At 60.9% G+C, this 13,760-nt stretch carries 16 protein-coding genes; 1 reads left to right on the forward strand and 15 read right to left on the reverse strand.

The features are described 5' to 3' along the window. Positions 1-14: 14 nt before the first annotated feature. Together nocT and nocP are read right to left on the reverse strand one after the other, a co-directional pair. Entirely contained in the window at positions 15-866 is an 852-nt protein-coding gene (gene nocT, locus ATU_RS23135; protein ID WP_010891637.1) for a nopaline ABC transporter substrate-binding protein NocT, read from the reverse strand. A gap of 64 nt (positions 867-930) precedes the next feature. Then, positions 931-1,704, reverse strand: coding sequence for a nopaline ABC transporter ATP-binding protein NocP (gene nocP / locus ATU_RS23140; RefSeq protein WP_010974830.1), 774 nt, complete (start codon positions 1,702-1,704; stop codon positions 931-933). Positions 1,705-1,957: 253 nt separating this feature from the next. Between nocP and ATU_RS23145 the strand changes: the two genes are divergently transcribed. Continuing rightward, positions 1,958-2,860 carry a LysR family transcriptional regulator gene (locus ATU_RS23145; RefSeq protein WP_065702830.1) on the forward strand — a complete coding sequence of 301 codons (903 nt, stop codon included), beginning with the start codon at positions 1,958-1,960 and terminating at the stop codon, positions 2,858-2,860. Positions 2,861-2,863: 3 nt separating this feature from the next. Here the strand turns inward: ATU_RS23145 and ATU_RS23150 are convergent, their stop codons facing one another. From ATU_RS23150 to traI, 13 genes are read right to left on the reverse strand one after another with little or no spacing between them, the layout of a single operon-like run. Next, on the reverse strand, positions 2,864-3,223 hold the full coding sequence (locus ATU_RS23150; RefSeq protein ID WP_010974831.1) for a hypothetical protein: 360 nt from the start codon (positions 3,221-3,223) through the stop codon (positions 2,864-2,866). Further along, positions 3,220-4,536: an IncP-type conjugal transfer protein TrbI gene (gene trbI, locus ATU_RS23155; RefSeq protein WP_010974832.1), complete on the reverse strand. Its 1,317-nt coding sequence runs from the start codon at positions 4,534-4,536 to the stop codon at positions 3,220-3,222. Before trbI ends, ATU_RS23150 begins: the two co-directional genes overlap by 4 nt. A gap of 12 nt (positions 4,537-4,548) precedes the next feature. Continuing rightward, entirely contained in the window at positions 4,549-5,025 is a 477-nt protein-coding gene (gene trbH, locus ATU_RS23160) for a conjugal transfer protein TrbH (RefSeq protein WP_010974833.1), read from the reverse strand. Further along, on the reverse strand, positions 5,025-5,879 hold the full coding sequence (trbG, locus tag ATU_RS23165) for a P-type conjugative transfer protein TrbG (protein ID WP_010974834.1): 855 nt from the start codon (positions 5,877-5,879) through the stop codon (positions 5,025-5,027). The genes trbH and trbG overlap by 1 nt, the downstream gene beginning before the upstream one ends. Before the next feature lie 17 nt (positions 5,880-5,896). Further along, positions 5,897-6,559, reverse strand: a complete 663-nt coding sequence (locus ATU_RS23170) for a conjugal transfer protein TrbF (protein ID WP_010891631.1) — start codon at positions 6,557-6,559, stop codon at positions 5,897-5,899. A gap of 14 nt (positions 6,560-6,573) precedes the next feature. Then, a complete protein-coding gene (trbL, locus tag ATU_RS23175) occupies positions 6,574-7,770 on the reverse strand; it encodes a P-type conjugative transfer protein TrbL (protein ID WP_010974835.1) in 1,197 nt (398 codons plus the stop codon). After that, positions 7,764-7,982: an entry exclusion protein TrbK gene (gene trbK / locus ATU_RS23180; RefSeq protein WP_010974836.1), complete on the reverse strand. Its 219-nt coding sequence runs from the start codon at positions 7,980-7,982 to the stop codon at positions 7,764-7,766. The genes trbL and trbK overlap by 7 nt, the downstream gene beginning before the upstream one ends. Further along, complete coding sequence (gene trbJ / locus ATU_RS23185; protein ID WP_233278946.1) at positions 7,979-8,737, reverse strand: P-type conjugative transfer protein TrbJ; 759 nt, start codon at positions 8,735-8,737, stop codon at positions 7,979-7,981. The genes trbK and trbJ overlap by 4 nt, the downstream gene beginning before the upstream one ends. A gap of 16 nt (positions 8,738-8,753) precedes the next feature. Next, a complete protein-coding gene (locus ATU_RS23190; RefSeq protein ID WP_010974837.1) occupies positions 8,754-11,222 on the reverse strand; it encodes a conjugal transfer protein TrbE in 2,469 nt (822 codons plus the stop codon). A 10-nt stretch (positions 11,223-11,232) separates the two neighbouring features. After that, positions 11,233-11,532, reverse strand: coding sequence for a conjugal transfer protein TrbD (locus ATU_RS23195; protein ID WP_010891626.1), 300 nt, complete (start codon positions 11,530-11,532; stop codon positions 11,233-11,235). After that, on the reverse strand, positions 11,525-11,926 hold the full coding sequence (gene trbC / locus ATU_RS23200; RefSeq protein WP_010974812.1) for a conjugal transfer pilin TrbC: 402 nt from the start codon (positions 11,924-11,926) through the stop codon (positions 11,525-11,527). The genes ATU_RS23195 and trbC overlap by 8 nt, the downstream gene beginning before the upstream one ends. After that, a complete protein-coding gene (gene trbB, locus ATU_RS23205) occupies positions 11,916-12,887 on the reverse strand; it encodes a P-type conjugative transfer ATPase TrbB (RefSeq protein ID WP_010891624.1) in 972 nt (323 codons plus the stop codon). Before trbB ends, trbC begins: the two co-directional genes overlap by 11 nt. Next, entirely contained in the window at positions 12,884-13,519 is a 636-nt protein-coding gene (gene traI / locus ATU_RS23210) for an acyl-homoserine-lactone synthase (protein ID WP_010974838.1), read from the reverse strand. Before traI ends, trbB begins: the two co-directional genes overlap by 4 nt. Positions 13,520-13,760 lie beyond the last annotated feature (241 nt).

A 13,760-nucleotide genomic window follows, 5' to 3' on the forward strand; every position in this document is an offset into this window, starting at 1 on the left:
CGATTGAAAGAGAATTACTGCTTGGGGGAGGCGTCGTAGCCGAACCACTGTTGGGACAGCTTCTGAACCGTGCCGTCCGCGATGGCGGCATCAATTGCCTTGTCGAACAGGGCTTTGAGGTCCGCATCTTCTTTGCGGATGCCAACACCGACGCCCTTGCCGAACAGCCCCCCCGTCATTCTCGGGCCGAACATCTTGAGGTCCTTGTTGTCGGGCTTGTCCGTCAGCGGCTTCAGGAAGCTGACCGAAGCCAGGCTTGCGTCGATCCGGCCCGCCTTCAGATCCATCACGACGTTATCTATGGTGTCGTAAGTCGAGATCTGCACGCTCGGCATCATCTGTTTCATGAATGCTTCATGAGATGTGCCGGCCTGAACGCCGAACTTAACGCCTTCGAAAATCTTGGTGAATTTGTCCAACTCGGCTTTCTGCTCGGGGGTGATATTGTCGAGCGGAAGATTTTCGATTGCCACCTGGGTCTTCAGAAGCGGGCTGTCCGCTGTCGTCAAGAACGTCATCGGCGTGAGGAGATACGGCCGGGAGAACGCAATTACCTTTTCGCGCGCCGGCTGAATTCCCATCGCCGCCATGATGGCATCATAACGACCGGCCGTGAGCGAAGGAATGATCCCATCCCAAGCCTGCTCGACGAATTTACATTCGATGTTCATGCGCTTGCAAAGGTCATTTCCGAGATCGATATCAAAGCCGATCAGTTTACCGCCCGCGTCCTTGAAGTTGTACGGCGCATAGGACCCTTCGGTCGCGATCGTAATGCTTTTGTAGTCCTTGGCTTGGGTCGGGCCTGCCGCGAGAAGCACACCAGTCACGACTGCCGCAAGCGCATTCAAGTTGAAGAATTTCATAACGTTCACCTCTGTTGCTGTTTTGTTTATTTTCGAATGCTGGTTGATCTGTGCGCCTGCGCGCTCACAGAACGCTGGAGAGGAAGGCCCGACACCTTGGTGACGTCGGATTCTGGAACACTTCTTGTGGCGTTCCCTGCTCTTCAATTTGCCCCTTTTCGAGGAAGAGAACTTTGCTCGATACATCGCGAGCAAAACCCATTTCGTGCGTCACCACGACCATGGTCCGTCCCTCTTCGGCGAGCTTCCTGATCACCTTCAGGACTTCGCCCACCAATTCCGGATCGAGAGCAGAGGTCGGTTCGTCGAAGAGAAGGGCGCTCGGTTGCATGGCCAGCGCGCGTGCGATGCTGACGCGCTGCTGCTGCCCGCCGGACAGTTGAGACGGATAGGCGGCGTGTTTGTTTGCGATGCCGACCTTGTCCAGAAAATCCATCGCGCGGTCGCGCACTTCGCCCTTGGGTTGCTTGAGAACGTGGAGAGGCCCTTCCATGACGTTCTGCAGGACGGTCATATGTCCCCACAGGTTGAAACTCTGGAACACCATGCCGAGCTGCATGCGCATGCGTTCGATCTTTTTGCGATCGACGCCGATCAATCGGCCAGCCGCATCGGTCTTGACGACAACTTCTTCCTGCCCAACCGCGATACGGCCCTTGTTCGGCGTTTCGAGGAAGTTCATACAACGCAGGAAAGTGCTCTTGCCGGAGCCGGAGCTGCCGATAATCGAGACCACGTCGCCTTTATTGGCCGTAAGTGAAATCCCCTTCAGAATTTCGAGCGTCCCAAAGTTTTTATGCACGTCTTCTGCCACCAGGGTGGGTTGAGTAGCGTCCATTCGCGTTCCCTTGTTTATCATTCCCAATCTCTTGCGATGCAGCGCAAAACCGTGAGGACGGGACAGCCGAAAATGACGCCGCTGGCAATCTGCCCAGCATTCATTCTCAACGGTGCAGCACGTGTTGACGTGACCGCCGCAGTGCATTCTTCGAGAGTAGGACCCAGTTTTCTATTGTTACTAAAAGCTTGCCTTCCATATCGCAAGGGCAGTAATAGGCATGCGCCCATGTGTATTTGTTATGGAGAAAGCAATGATTCAATCGCGTCAGTTAGAAGCGTTCCGGGCAGTCATGCTGACAGGAGGTATGACGTCAGCAGCGAATCTGGTGAGGATCACGCAGCCCGCGATCAGCCGGCTGATCAGGGATCTCGAAGAGGAAATTGGGATCAGCCTCTTCGAAAGAACGGGCAACCGGTTACGTCCTACGCGGGAGGCCGGTATTCTGTTCAAGGAAGTGTCGCGACATTTCAACGGGATTCAGCACATCGACAAAGTCGCGGCTGAACTGAAGAAGTCTCATATGGGGTCCCTAAGGGTCGCCTGTTATACAGCGCCAGCTCTGAGTTTTATGTCCGGCGTCATTCAGACGTTCATCGCCGATCGGCCCGACGTGTCGGTCTACCTCGACACAGTTCCTTCCCAGACGGTCCTCGAATTGGTCTCGCTCCAGCACTACGATCTCGGAATATCGATATTGGCTGGCGACTATCCTGGTCTCACCACCGAACCTGTCCCTTCCTTTCGTGCGGTCTGCCTGCTGCCGCCGGGGCATCGTCTCGAAGACAAGGAAACTGTTCATGCGACGGACCTTGAAGGAGAGTCATTGATTTGCCTCTCTCCAGTGAGCCTTCTACGGATGCAAACGGACGCCGCACTGGACAGCTGCGGCGTCCACTGTAATCGCAGGATAGAAAGTAGTCTGGCGCTGAATCTCTGCGATCTGGTAAGCAGGGGAATGGGGGTTGGTATCGTCGACCCCTTCACTGCCGACTACTACAGTGCAAATCCGGTTATTCAGCGCTCCTTTGATCCGGTTGTCCCCTACCATTTTGCTATAGTTCTTCCGACCGACAGCCCACCGCCGCGCTTGGTTAGCGAGTTCCGGGCAGCGTTGCTTGATGCTTTGAAAGCCTTGCCCTATGAAACCATTTGATCGTCAGGATCGCAGCAAGTTGTCAAAGATATCGGGTTCAGCCCGGTGTCGTGGTCGAAAGGCTGGCGAACCCGGCTTATCCCGTTCTAGAGGCCCCCAGTCGGCGAGATTTACCTGCACGAAAACATCGTTGCTGGTATCTCCGTCGGCTCGGTATTTGCTTGGGATGCGATAGGCAGCGGGACCGGCGCGCAGCTCGTCGAAATCACGGCTCGACGAAGATTCTGTGGCGACTGCAGACAGAAAGATTCCTCCGAACACCGTGATTCCCGGAACGCTGTAATTCGAGCGGTTGGGTACTTTCGACACGGTGTTGTTTTGCCCGAACACAGCAGACATGTTGGGCCGGGGCACGTGTCTCATCGATATGCTCCCGGGAAAACAATGTCCTGATCGACCAGCACATTGAATTTGTAACCAGGCCGGATCTCGAGCGTAGGCTGCACGTCCATGTTTCTCTGGATGGTCCGGTCAGCGACGCGCCCGAAAGTCTCTGCGAAATTCCTCCGCGCCGCATCTGATGCCGTATCCTGCGTCGCGAGTGTCGAACTCTCAGGCACGGCCATGTCGATCCCCGTGCCGATCACCGCAATAAGGATGGCCGAACCAAACGTCTGGAGCCAGTTCCGATCCACCTTATCGCGGGAACCGCTGTAGCCCTGCGCGTCCGTCCCGGCCATGCCGCCGATCTGAAGCGTCGAGCCGTTCGGGAAGATGATGTCCGTCCAGACGACAAGGACGCGGCTCTGGCCGAACGAGACCTTGCTGTCATAGCGGCCAAACAGCTTCGTTCCCTGCGGGATCAGAAGCAGATGTCCCGTCGCTGAATCGTAGACGTTCTGGCTCACCTGAGCGGTGATCCGGCCGGGAAGGTCGGAATTAATCCCGGTAATCAATGTCGCGGGGATAACAGAGCCACGCTTGAGTTCGTAAAGCGACTGTTGGGGGACGACACGGTTGGGAAGGTAGCCGAGCTCCTTGAGGTCGGCATTGAAGAAATCCTCCTTGGATTTCTGGCCGTTCGGATCACCATTCTGTCCACCGAGACCAGCACGAAGAGCTGCGGCGTAGAGGTCCGACGCGCCAGGTGTCATTGCGGTGGAAGCCCCGCTGGTCGTAGCGGCGGCTGTGTCGTTCGTGTTCGCTTCGCGCTCGTTGAACTTGCCGCGATCGACCGCGATTGGCGAGTCATAAGCGGCGTCATTGGCCTGCAGCCGGGCCATTCTCTGGCGCTGCCGCTCGCGAAGATATTGCTCTTCCTGCTCGCGCTGCAAACGGGCGCGCCATACTTGTTCGGATTCCAGTTGCGCTTCCGGCCGCGCCTCTTCTCTTTGACCAGGCTGCGGTGTGAACGGATTGACCGCTCGCTTCTCTCCCTGCGTCTCGACGGGCGTCGGCTGCAGCGTCGTCACCTGCTGTGGCTCGCCAATGATGCCGTCCGAGACACCGCGCTTGATCTGGTCGGCGAAGGTCGAGGCCGGATTTCCCGAACTTGTGTCTGGACCTTCGTCCCCCCGAAAATACAGACCACGCGAGGTTAGACCATAGAAGATGACGCCCAGGAAGGCGACGACCAGCACGACCACGATAATGATTGGCAGCCGGTTGATCCGGCGCATGCCGGAGACTGCCTCCTCCTCTTGGGCAGTACCGCCAAGCTTGAGCGACTGAACCATGTCTGCCCTCCCCTAACCGCGCTTCATGACTGCGAGCGCGCTCGCCGGCTGCGCACCACTCGTGGTGACGATATAGGCGCGGCCGAGCTCGATACTGTTGGTCGACAGACGTGTGAGTACCTGGCCCTCAAAGGGAATGACGACATAGGCGAGGGGTACAATCCGCGAGACGCCATCGGTCTTCTGGTCAGTCACGACAGCATAGCCCCATCCCTTGAGGGCAGCTTCCAACGCTTGCCCGAAGGGCGAGTTGTCCTGCTTCAGCGAGACGGTCGCCGTGCCGGGGCCGATCTGCTCGGCGAGCCTGCCCACCATGTCACCGGCGATGGCGCTCGCCGCCGGTCCCGATATCTCGGCCGGGGCGTTGCTGGCGGTCAGTCCATCCGTTCCGAGCGACTGGCATCCGGAAAGGAAGAGGGCAAGGGCGCAGGCTGCGGCAGGGCTGCGGATGGCGTGCGACGGCTGTGGGTGGGAGAGCAAGCTTCGCATCACCGCCCTCCCCGTCGGATCGTCACTTTCTCCTGTTTCCAGCCGACGCCGGAGACGAGGACCGCACGGTCGACGTTATAGTCAACGATCATCATATCTCCCTTCATCCGGTAGTTGACGATGCGGTTCTGCCCACCGGAGACCACGAAGAGGACCGGCGCGTCCTGGCCGGAGATCGAGCGCGGGAACTGGATGTAGGTCTTCTCCCCGTCCGAATAGAGGCGCGTCGGCCGCCAGCCGGCGCTGCCTGAGACGGAATAGGAAAAACTGAGCTGCTCAGCCGGAACGCCGGCGCCTGGAATGGTGTTCGCCTCCATTCGCGCATTGATGTCGGCGAGCCTGGCGGAGACGTCTTCCGGATATTCGAAGCCGACGCGCGCCATATATTGGTTTGCATGCGACTTGAGCTGGATGTGATAGGTGCGCCGCGAGGTCGTCACCACCATAGAGGTGACGAGGTTTGGCTCCGACGGCTTGACGATCAGGTGGATCGCCTGCCCGCCGGCAGCGCCCGAGGTTGCAGGCTCGACCTTCCAGCGAACCGTGTCGCCGACCAGCACGTCGCGGACCACCTCGCCGCCCTGAAGCTCGATGTCGCAAACCTGCAAGGGCGAGCAGACCACGGACGGCTGCACTTCTCCATAGAGGAAGATCACCTTTCCGTCCGGTCCTTTCGTCACGAGGCCGCGACTGCCGCGCCACTGTCCGGATATCCCCATGCCCTTCGCTTCGTTGGCTGTGACGCCATCGGCCGCGAGCGCGCGGGAGGAAAGAGAAGCCGAAAACGGCACGATGACGGCGACGATCGTTGCAGCAGTCAGCGTGGCCGAAAAACGTCTGAGTTGAATGTTCATGTTGGGGGCCATGCCTTTCAAAGCTGCGCGGTCCAGTCGAGATCCCGGAGATAGAGACCGATCGGGTTCAGTCGGATGACGCCCTCGTCCTGCGGCGGCGTGAGTGTTACCGTGGCGATGCTGCGGAACCGGCGTGTTGCGGTCTCCTTGCCGCGGCGATCGCGCTCGAACTCCGTCCAGTCGATCTGGTAGCTCTGGTTCGACAGCGCGACGATGTTGTTGACCTCGACGGCGACGGTCGCGTTCTTCGCCTTCTCGAACGGCGAGGAGGAGCGGAACCAGGCGTTGACCTTTTCGGTCGCGGGATCCGAGGTCCGAAGCAGCGCATAGGTGCGGTCGATATATTGCTTCTGCACCACCGCATCCGGCGTAACAGACCGGAAGTTCGAAACGAAACTGCCAAGCGTGGCGCGCACCACGCGCGGATCGGCATATTCGATCTGCTGAGGGAAGCCGGCGTTGGAGGCAGTCCCAAGCTTGTCGACCTCGACGATATACGGCACCAGCTTGACCTGCGTGCTCTGGTAGAGCGCGTAGCTGAAACCGATCACCGCCATGATCATCCCGGTGACGCCGACCAGACGCCAGGCTGCCGCCGCCTTCACATAGGAGCCATAGCGCTCATTCCATTCGGTTCTCGCAGCAATATAGGGATTGTCGGGCGGGGTACGTCCGGCCATGAGCGGTCAGCCTCTTATTTGTTTTCGTTGACGGGTGGAGGCGGAGGAGGCGCCGAGGGCCTGCCGGATTGCCGCGTCTGGTCGAGCTTGGCGTTGGCGAGACCGAGCAGCGAGCCGGCATAGGCACCGGGCGAGGCAATCGCCTTCTCCTTTGCTGCCGAGCCCGCCGCCCATCCGGCGTTGCCGATGCCGGACGCCATGCCACGGAGCGCCGCCCCGGCCATCGATGAGCCCTCAGCCCTCGCCGTACTTGCCGATTGCGCCCCTTTCATCGCGGCGCCTGCGCCAAGGAAAGCGCCGCCGGCGGCGAAGGCGGCCGTCTGACCACCGTGGCGGATTGCCTCCATGCCGCCCGAGACCGATGCACCCTGGACGACGCCCTGGATGATCGGCGGCACGTACATGGCGATGACGAACACGACGACCGATATGCCGGCGATGGCAAGTGTCGTGATAAACTGGTCGGAGGTTGCCGTCGGCGCCTCGGCCAGTCCGATCAGGATGTCCGAACCGATCTTGGCGATCATCACCAGAGCCATCAGCTTCATGCCGACCGAGAAGGCGTAGACGAGATACCGGACCGCAAAATCCTTGGTGTAGGACGAGCCACCCAGCCCGAGCATGATCATTCCTGCCAGAAGCCCGACATACATCTCCACCATGACCGCCACAAAGATTGCGGCCACCAATGAGAAGGAGACGACGACCACGACCATCGCAAAGACCGCCGCGATGGCGAGCGCGTTGTCCTCGAACAGGCCGAACTTCGCCTGCTCGGACATTTTCGAGGCGACGCGGATGCCGGCATCGAAGATGTTGGCGGGCGAGGCCGAGCCGCCACCGGCGCCGATCTGGAACAGGCTGTCGACCACCGCCTTCGCCAACGCCGGGCCGCGCTCGAGGATAAAGGCGAAAAGGCCGATGAACATGATGCGGCGGACAAGCTCGGCGAACCAGGCATCAAGCGACGCGGCGTTGATTGCGAGCCAGACGGCGGCGATGCCGATCTCGATTCCGGCGAGGATCCAGAACAACGATCGGGCCGCGTTCAGGATCGTCGTCTCCCAGCCCTTGGCGGCGGTGACCACCTGGTTTTCCAATGTGGTCAGGACCGTGCCTTGCTGGGCGAAGGCCGGCGCGGTCGCAAGCAGTACGATTGCCATCACGATGAAGGTCATTTCCAGGCGGCGAGAGGGACGAACGACTACCATCGTGGCTTCATCTCCTGCCCGCCGCGCACGTCGCGATCCGGATCGCCGCCGAAGAAGCGCTCCCGTTGCTCGCGTCGCGCCTCTCCCGAGCCCGACGTCCCGGTTGGTGTTTCAATCGCAGCATCCGGCTGGACGACCACCCAGAGGATCGTGCCGCCCGCGATCGCGACGAGGCCGGCTACGGCAAGGGCGATGAGGATGCGCGGGCTCACCAGCGCGGCTCCATCGTCTGGCCGCCGCGGATGTCATTGGTCGGCGCGTTGAAGAACTGTTCACGCCGGGCCTGGGCCAGATCCTTCTGTGCCTGCTCGGACTGGAACCATGTGCCCATCATCGTCATCTGCTGCGAGACGAGCCCGCGCAGCTTTTGCATCTGCGCCACCTGCTGCGTGGCGATCTGATGCCCGACCTGCAGGGCCTTCATCTGGCCGTCGGCGCTCTCCGACAGAGAGCGCAGCGAGGACATGGTGGATTCCTCGCTGGAAAACTGCTCGGCTGTCAGATTCGCCGCCTTCAACGTGCCGGCGATCGTGTCGCGATTGGTGTCTGACCAGCCTTGATAGGTCGACGAGAAGCTCTGGCCGTCGGGCAAGTTGGTCTTCATGTCTGCGAAGCTCTGGAAGCGTTGCTTCAGGACGTCGTCGATATTGCCCATCGAGAATGCGACGCCCTGCCCCTGCGCGACGATATTCTGCAGCTTGCTGAGGTCATTCTCGACCTGACCCCAGATGTGGTTCGGTAGCTGCGCGGTGTTTTGCAGCAGGTTCTTGTAGATGTTGATCTGGTTCTGGATCTGCTCCGCAAGCTGGCTGATCTGCGTGATCTGGTTATTCACCTGCTCGGCCGACTTGCCGACGAGGCTGATAAGCTCGGCATTGTTGGCAAGCTGCGTCCATTCGGTCGCCTGACCGGTGACGCCGCCAGCATATGTTGGGAAAGCGACCAGGATAACGATGGCCGTGATCATAGCAACGCGCGCCGCTTCAAGCGGCCGGGAAAAGTGTCTCGGCATGGGCGATCCCCCTTTGCTGGAGCCAGTGAATGGGCCAATCCGCCCCGTTTTCAGAATGAAGGGCGCGGATGCTCTTCAGATCCTCCTTGCCGGACGCACCGACGAAGGAGAGCGCCACGGGACCGAGCGACATATCGAAGAGCCTGCGACCCTCCGGCGAGGCGACGTAATATTCGCGCTTCGGCATGGCGGTTGCGACGATCTCGATCTGCCGCTCGTTGAAGCCGATCCGCTCATAAAACTCGCGTGTCCCTGGTTCGCGTGCCGCGCCGTTGGGCAGGCATATCTTGGTCGGGCAGGACTCCTTGAGCACGTCGATGATGCCGGAGCGCTCCGCGTCCGAGATCGATTGCGTGGCGAGTACGACCGCGCAATTGGCTTTTCGCAGGACCTTCAACCATTCGCGGATCTTGTCGCGGAAGGTCGGATGACCGAGCATCAGCCAGGCTTCGTCGATGATGATCAGGCTTGGAGCGCCGGTCAGACGCTTCTCGACACGCCGGAACATATAGAGCAAGACCGGTACGAGGTTGCGCTCGCCCATGTTCATCAGCTCCTCGACCTCGAAGCACTGGAAGGCGCCGAGCGCCAGTCCGTCCTCTTCGGCATCGAGCAACTGACCCATCGGCCCATCGACGGTGTAGTGGTGCAGCGCGTCTTTTATCTCGCGCATCTGCACCCCGGAGACGAAGTCCGAGAGCGAGCGGCCGCGCGATTCCGCCATCAAGACCAACTGTCTGGAAATGGCGTTGCGATAGTCAGGCGTGACAGTGACGCCCTGCAGCGCGACAAGTGTCTCGATCCACTCGGCTGCCCAGGCGCGGTCGCCATCGGTCGAGAGTTCGGCGAGCGGGCAGAAGGCCAGTCGTGGCGATGCTCCCTCCCCTTCTCCGGCCGCGTCGCCGTCGATCTCGTAGTGATCGCCGCCGATGGCGAGCGTCAGCGGCAGCATGGAGCGGCCCTTGTCAAAGGCGAAGATCTGCGCGCCGGCATAGCGGCGAAACTGCGCGGCGATCAGCGCCAGCAGGGTGGACTTTCCAGAACCCGTCGGACCGAAGACGAGCGTGTGGCCAACATCGTCGACGTGGAGGCTAAGGCGGAATGGCGTCGATCCGCTGGCGACCTGCATGAGTGGCGGTGAGCCGGCCGGATAGAACGGGCACGGTGCGACCGGGTTTCCGGACCAGACCGAGTTCAGCGGGATGAGGTCGGCGAGATTGCGGGTATTGACCAGCGGCTCGCGGATGTTGGCATAGGAAACGCCCGGCAGGCTGCCGAGAAAAGCGTCGGTTGCGTTGAGAGTTTCGATCCGGGCGCCAAAGCCCTCGGCCTGGATCAGGCGGCGGATCGCCTCGCACTTTTCCTGAAGGCGTGGCTGGACTTCGTCGAACAGGATGATGGCCGGCGTGTAGTAGCCGTAGGCGACGAGCTGCGAGGCGGCTTGAGCGATTGCATCCTCGGTCTCGGCCACCATCATCATGGCGTCCTGATCGACCGAGCGGCTCTGCGTCTGGAAAAGCTGGTCGAAAAACGGCCTGACCTTCTGCTGCCACTTCTTGCGGGTGCGCTCCAGCCTCGAGCGTGCCTCCTGCTCATCGAGAAAGACAAAGCGCGACGACCATCGATAGGTGAGCGGCATCAGGTCGAGGCTGTTCAGGATTCCCGGCCAACTCTCCGCCGGCAGGCCGTCGATGGCGACGACACCGAGGAAACGGTTCTCGATGGTCGGCGTCAGGCCGTGCTGGAGCTCAGCGGTGACCAGCCAATCGAGATACATCGGGATATCCGGCAGGCGGATGGGGTGGTTCTCGCCAGTGATGCAGAAGCGAATGAACTGGAACAGCTCGTCGTAGCGCGCGCGGCGGAAACCGCCACGCTCTTGCGTCTCCTGGGTCATCATGCGGCGTATGGAGACGACATTGGCAAGATATTGCTCCACTTCGCGGATCGAAGTGCGGAAGGAATCGAGCGCCGTATCCGCGTAGGTGGCAGAACGGCTCCCTGCATCGGCATAGACGTAGCGCGTCAGCCCCGATCGCCTTGGCTCGGGGGGCCGCCAGGTCAGGATCAGGGCGTGTCGGCTCTCGAAATGTCCGCTCTCCCTCTCAAAATGAGATCTGCGCTCGGCGTCAATCGCACGCGTCACCGGATCGGGGAAATGGCAGGCGTCCTCTGCCGGATAGTCGATCGTCGGGACGCGCAACGCTTCGACCTGTATCATCCAGCCCGAGCCCAGCCGGGAGAGGATCATATTGATCTGCCGGCTGACCTCATTGCGCTCGGCGTCGGTCGAACTTTCGCTGTCCGGCCCGGCAAAATACCAGCCAGCCATCAGCGAGCCGTCCTTCAGCAGGATCACGCCGTTGTCGACCAGTCCAGCATAGGGAACCAGGTCGGCGAAGGACGGGCCGGAGTGTCGGAACTGTTTCAGTGCCACCATGCCCGCGACCTCAAAACTTGCGCCAGGGCGTCGAGGTCGGCCGATAGTGGGACCGATAGGAGACATGCCGCAGATAAACGCGGCGCATCAGCGGGTCGGATTTCGCCATCATGCGAAGGGCCGCGACCGCAACGAGCCAGATCGCGACGCCGAACAATGCGGCGTACCACGTCAGCACGACGAAGATCAGGATCACGGCGGCAAGCCCGGTGAGCAATACCAGCTCGCGGTCGGCGCCCATCAGCAGGTTCGGGCGCGACAGCGCCCGGTGGACCCGAGAACGCGCAAGGTTGGAACCCGGCTCAGCCATGGGCCCCCTCCCCTTGCGCGCGAAGCATTACCGGTTCGATGATCCCAGGCCCGGTTCGAGCCTCCATCTCGCCAATCGAAGCGCCAGTTGCGCCGAACAGGGCGATGATCTGTGTCGCGCCGAGCAGAACGCCGCCAACGAGGGCGACGTAGCAAAGCCGCCTTGCGAAATCATTCAACTCGCCCCCGAAGATCAGCATGCCGCCGGCGATCGCGACTGCGGCGAGTGCGATGAAGCCGGCAACCGGCCCGGTGATCGATTGCTGGATTTGCTGAAGCGGGGATTCCCACGGCAGACTGCCGCCTGAAGAGGCGAAGGCCGGATCCGCCAAACCGATGAAAGAGCCGGCGGCGAATGCCGCAAGCGCGATGGCAATCCTGATCTTATGCGACATGACTATCCTCATCGATCTGCGCGTAGTGCTCGGTTCGGTAGCGGGCGTTTGCGAAACCCTCGACATGGATGACCTCACGGACCCGCCTCCCCTTCCCCGTTCGTTCTATCGAGACGATCAGGTCCACCGCCTCGCCGATCACTTCCTGCATGGGCTGCTGGCTCACCTCCGCGGTCAATTGTTCGAGCCGGCGAAGCGCCGACATCGCCGTGTTCGAGTGGATGGTGGTGACGCCGCCCGGATGCCCGGTGTTCCAGGCCTTGAGTAGCGTGAGGGCCGCCCCGTCGCGCACCTCACCAACGATGATCCGGTCGGGCCGCAGACGCATGGTGCTCTTGAGAAGCCGGGCCATATCGATCGTGTCGCTCGTGTGGAGCGCGACCGCGTTCTCGGCGGCGCATTGGATCTCCGCCGTGTCTTCGAGAATGACGATCCGATCGTCCGGCGCATTCGCTACGATTTCGGCAATGACCGCGTTGGCAAGCGTCGTCTTGCCCGAACCGGTGCCGCCAGAAATCACAATGTTCATGCGAGAAGCGATCGCGCTGCGCAGAACCGATACCTGCGCCGCCGTCATGATCTTATGCTTCACATAGTCGTCGAGCGGGATCAGGCGCGAGGCCCGCCGCCGGATAGTGAAACTCGGTCCGGAAACCACTGGCGGCAGCAGGCCCTCGAAACGATGGCCGCCGATCGGCAATTCGCCGGAGATGATCGGTTGCTCGTCGTCGGCTTCTGATTGCAGTGCGTGCGCGACGCTGCCAATGATAACTTCTGCCGCGGCCGGGCTGAGCAAACCTGCAGGGGCCACGCCATGGCCCAGGCGCTCGATGAAGAGCTTACCATCGGGGTTGAGCATGATCTCGACGACCGTCGCGTCATCGAGCGCGACGCAGAGCTGGTCGCCGAGTGCGTCCTGGAGTTTGCGGACGAGACGGGAGTGAGAGCGCAGCTGGGTCACGCGGCACTCCTGATCGCTGCCACGTCGATCCGGGGGATAGAATAGTAGCCCGGAGGGCAAACCTGCTCGAAGCTGGCACGATCGGCTGGCAGTCTTCCGGCAATGGCAATGGTGTTGCCGATCGCGGTGGGTTCACCAAGCCGGCGCATCGGCCATCCAGCACGCTTCAGGATGCGCTCGAAACGAAGATCGGTCGCCGTGACGATCTCCGTGTAGCCGCTGGCCATCGACCATTCAATGATACCGGCGAATAAGGTAAGAGTCGCCAGGTGCAGCTGGCTCGCATCTCTCCGTGAGACGAGGGAGGTGTCGACGCAGAAGCGAGAGCTCTCTACCATTCCGGAATGCGCTGCGAGCGAGCCCATTTCGAGGAGTTGCGAAAAAGTCTGCTCCAGCATCGTAGGCCCGCAAGCCGGAAGAAGTCTGACGCATCCGGCGACCCGCCCACTGTCAGTAATCGCCAGAAGGTAGCTCGGCTTGAAATTATCGTATTGGTCGCGCTCTTCCCCAGCGATGATGGAGACGTCCCATTCGAGACGGCCACCGAACACCGTCGCGCGAAGGCGGTGCATCTGTTTGAGGAAGCTTCGATACCGTTCGTATTGGTCCGGCGAAACTGTGAGTATCCGCATCGTAATCTCCGCATGAACAGGTCATGCGAACAGAAATCATCTCACGGTGCGTTTGCCTACGTGCAGATTTGCACCTCAGGTGATTCTACCGAGTCGGTGTTCCAAGGCGCGAAATGCGAGCGGGTGAGGCCGACCAGACGCCGACAAGGTTGTGCAGATCTGCACTTGGTGCCACGTCGCACAGAAGAAGGGAATCGGTCTAACTCACAGATAGCATTTGAAGAATCGGGATTTAGTGTGA

The sequence above is a fragment of the Agrobacterium fabrum str. C58 genome, assembly GCF_000092025.1.
GTDB classification, from domain to species: domain Bacteria; phylum Pseudomonadota; class Alphaproteobacteria; order Rhizobiales; family Rhizobiaceae; genus Agrobacterium; species Agrobacterium fabrum.

Excerpts from the sequence above, each read along its gene's own strand:
- nocT (WP_010891637.1), bottom strand. The coding sequence starts at position 866 with ATGAAATTCTTCAACTTGAATGCGCTTGCGGCAGTCGTGACTGGTGTG.
- nocP (WP_010974830.1), bottom strand. The coding sequence starts at position 1,704 with ATGGACGCTACTCAACCCACCCTGGTGGCAGAAGACGTGCATAAAAAC.
- ATU_RS23145 (WP_065702830.1), top strand. The coding sequence starts at position 1,958 with ATGATTCAATCGCGTCAGTTAGAAGCGTTCCGGGCAGTCATGCTGACA.
- ATU_RS23150 (WP_010974831.1), bottom strand. The coding sequence starts at position 3,223 with ATGAGACACGTGCCCCGGCCCAACATGTCTGCTGTGTTCGGGCAAAAC.
- trbI (WP_010974832.1), bottom strand. The coding sequence starts at position 4,536 with ATGGTTCAGTCGCTCAAGCTTGGCGGTACTGCCCAAGAGGAGGAGGCA.
- trbH (WP_010974833.1), bottom strand. The coding sequence starts at position 5,025 with ATGCGAAGCTTGCTCTCCCACCCACAGCCGTCGCACGCCATCCGCAGC.
- trbG (WP_010974834.1), bottom strand. The coding sequence starts at position 5,879 with ATGAACATTCAACTCAGACGTTTTTCGGCCACGCTGACTGCTGCAACG.
- ATU_RS23170 (WP_010891631.1), bottom strand. The coding sequence starts at position 6,559 with ATGGCCGGACGTACCCCGCCCGACAATCCCTATATTGCTGCGAGAACC.
- trbL (WP_010974835.1), bottom strand. The coding sequence starts at position 7,770 with ATGGTAGTCGTTCGTCCCTCTCGCCGCCTGGAAATGACCTTCATCGTG.
- trbJ (WP_233278946.1), bottom strand. The coding sequence starts at position 8,737 with ATGATCACGGCCATCGTTATCCTGGTCGCTTTCCCAACATATGCTGGC.
- ATU_RS23190 (WP_010974837.1), bottom strand. The coding sequence starts at position 11,222 with ATGGTGGCACTGAAACAGTTCCGACACTCCGGCCCGTCCTTCGCCGAC.
- ATU_RS23195 (WP_010891626.1), bottom strand. The coding sequence starts at position 11,532 with ATGGCTGAGCCGGGTTCCAACCTTGCGCGTTCTCGGGTCCACCGGGCG.
- trbC (WP_010974812.1), bottom strand. The coding sequence starts at position 11,926 with ATGTCGCATAAGATCAGGATTGCCATCGCGCTTGCGGCATTCGCCGCC.
- traI (WP_010974838.1), bottom strand. The coding sequence starts at position 13,519 with ATGCGGATACTCACAGTTTCGCCGGACCAATACGAACGGTATCGAAGC.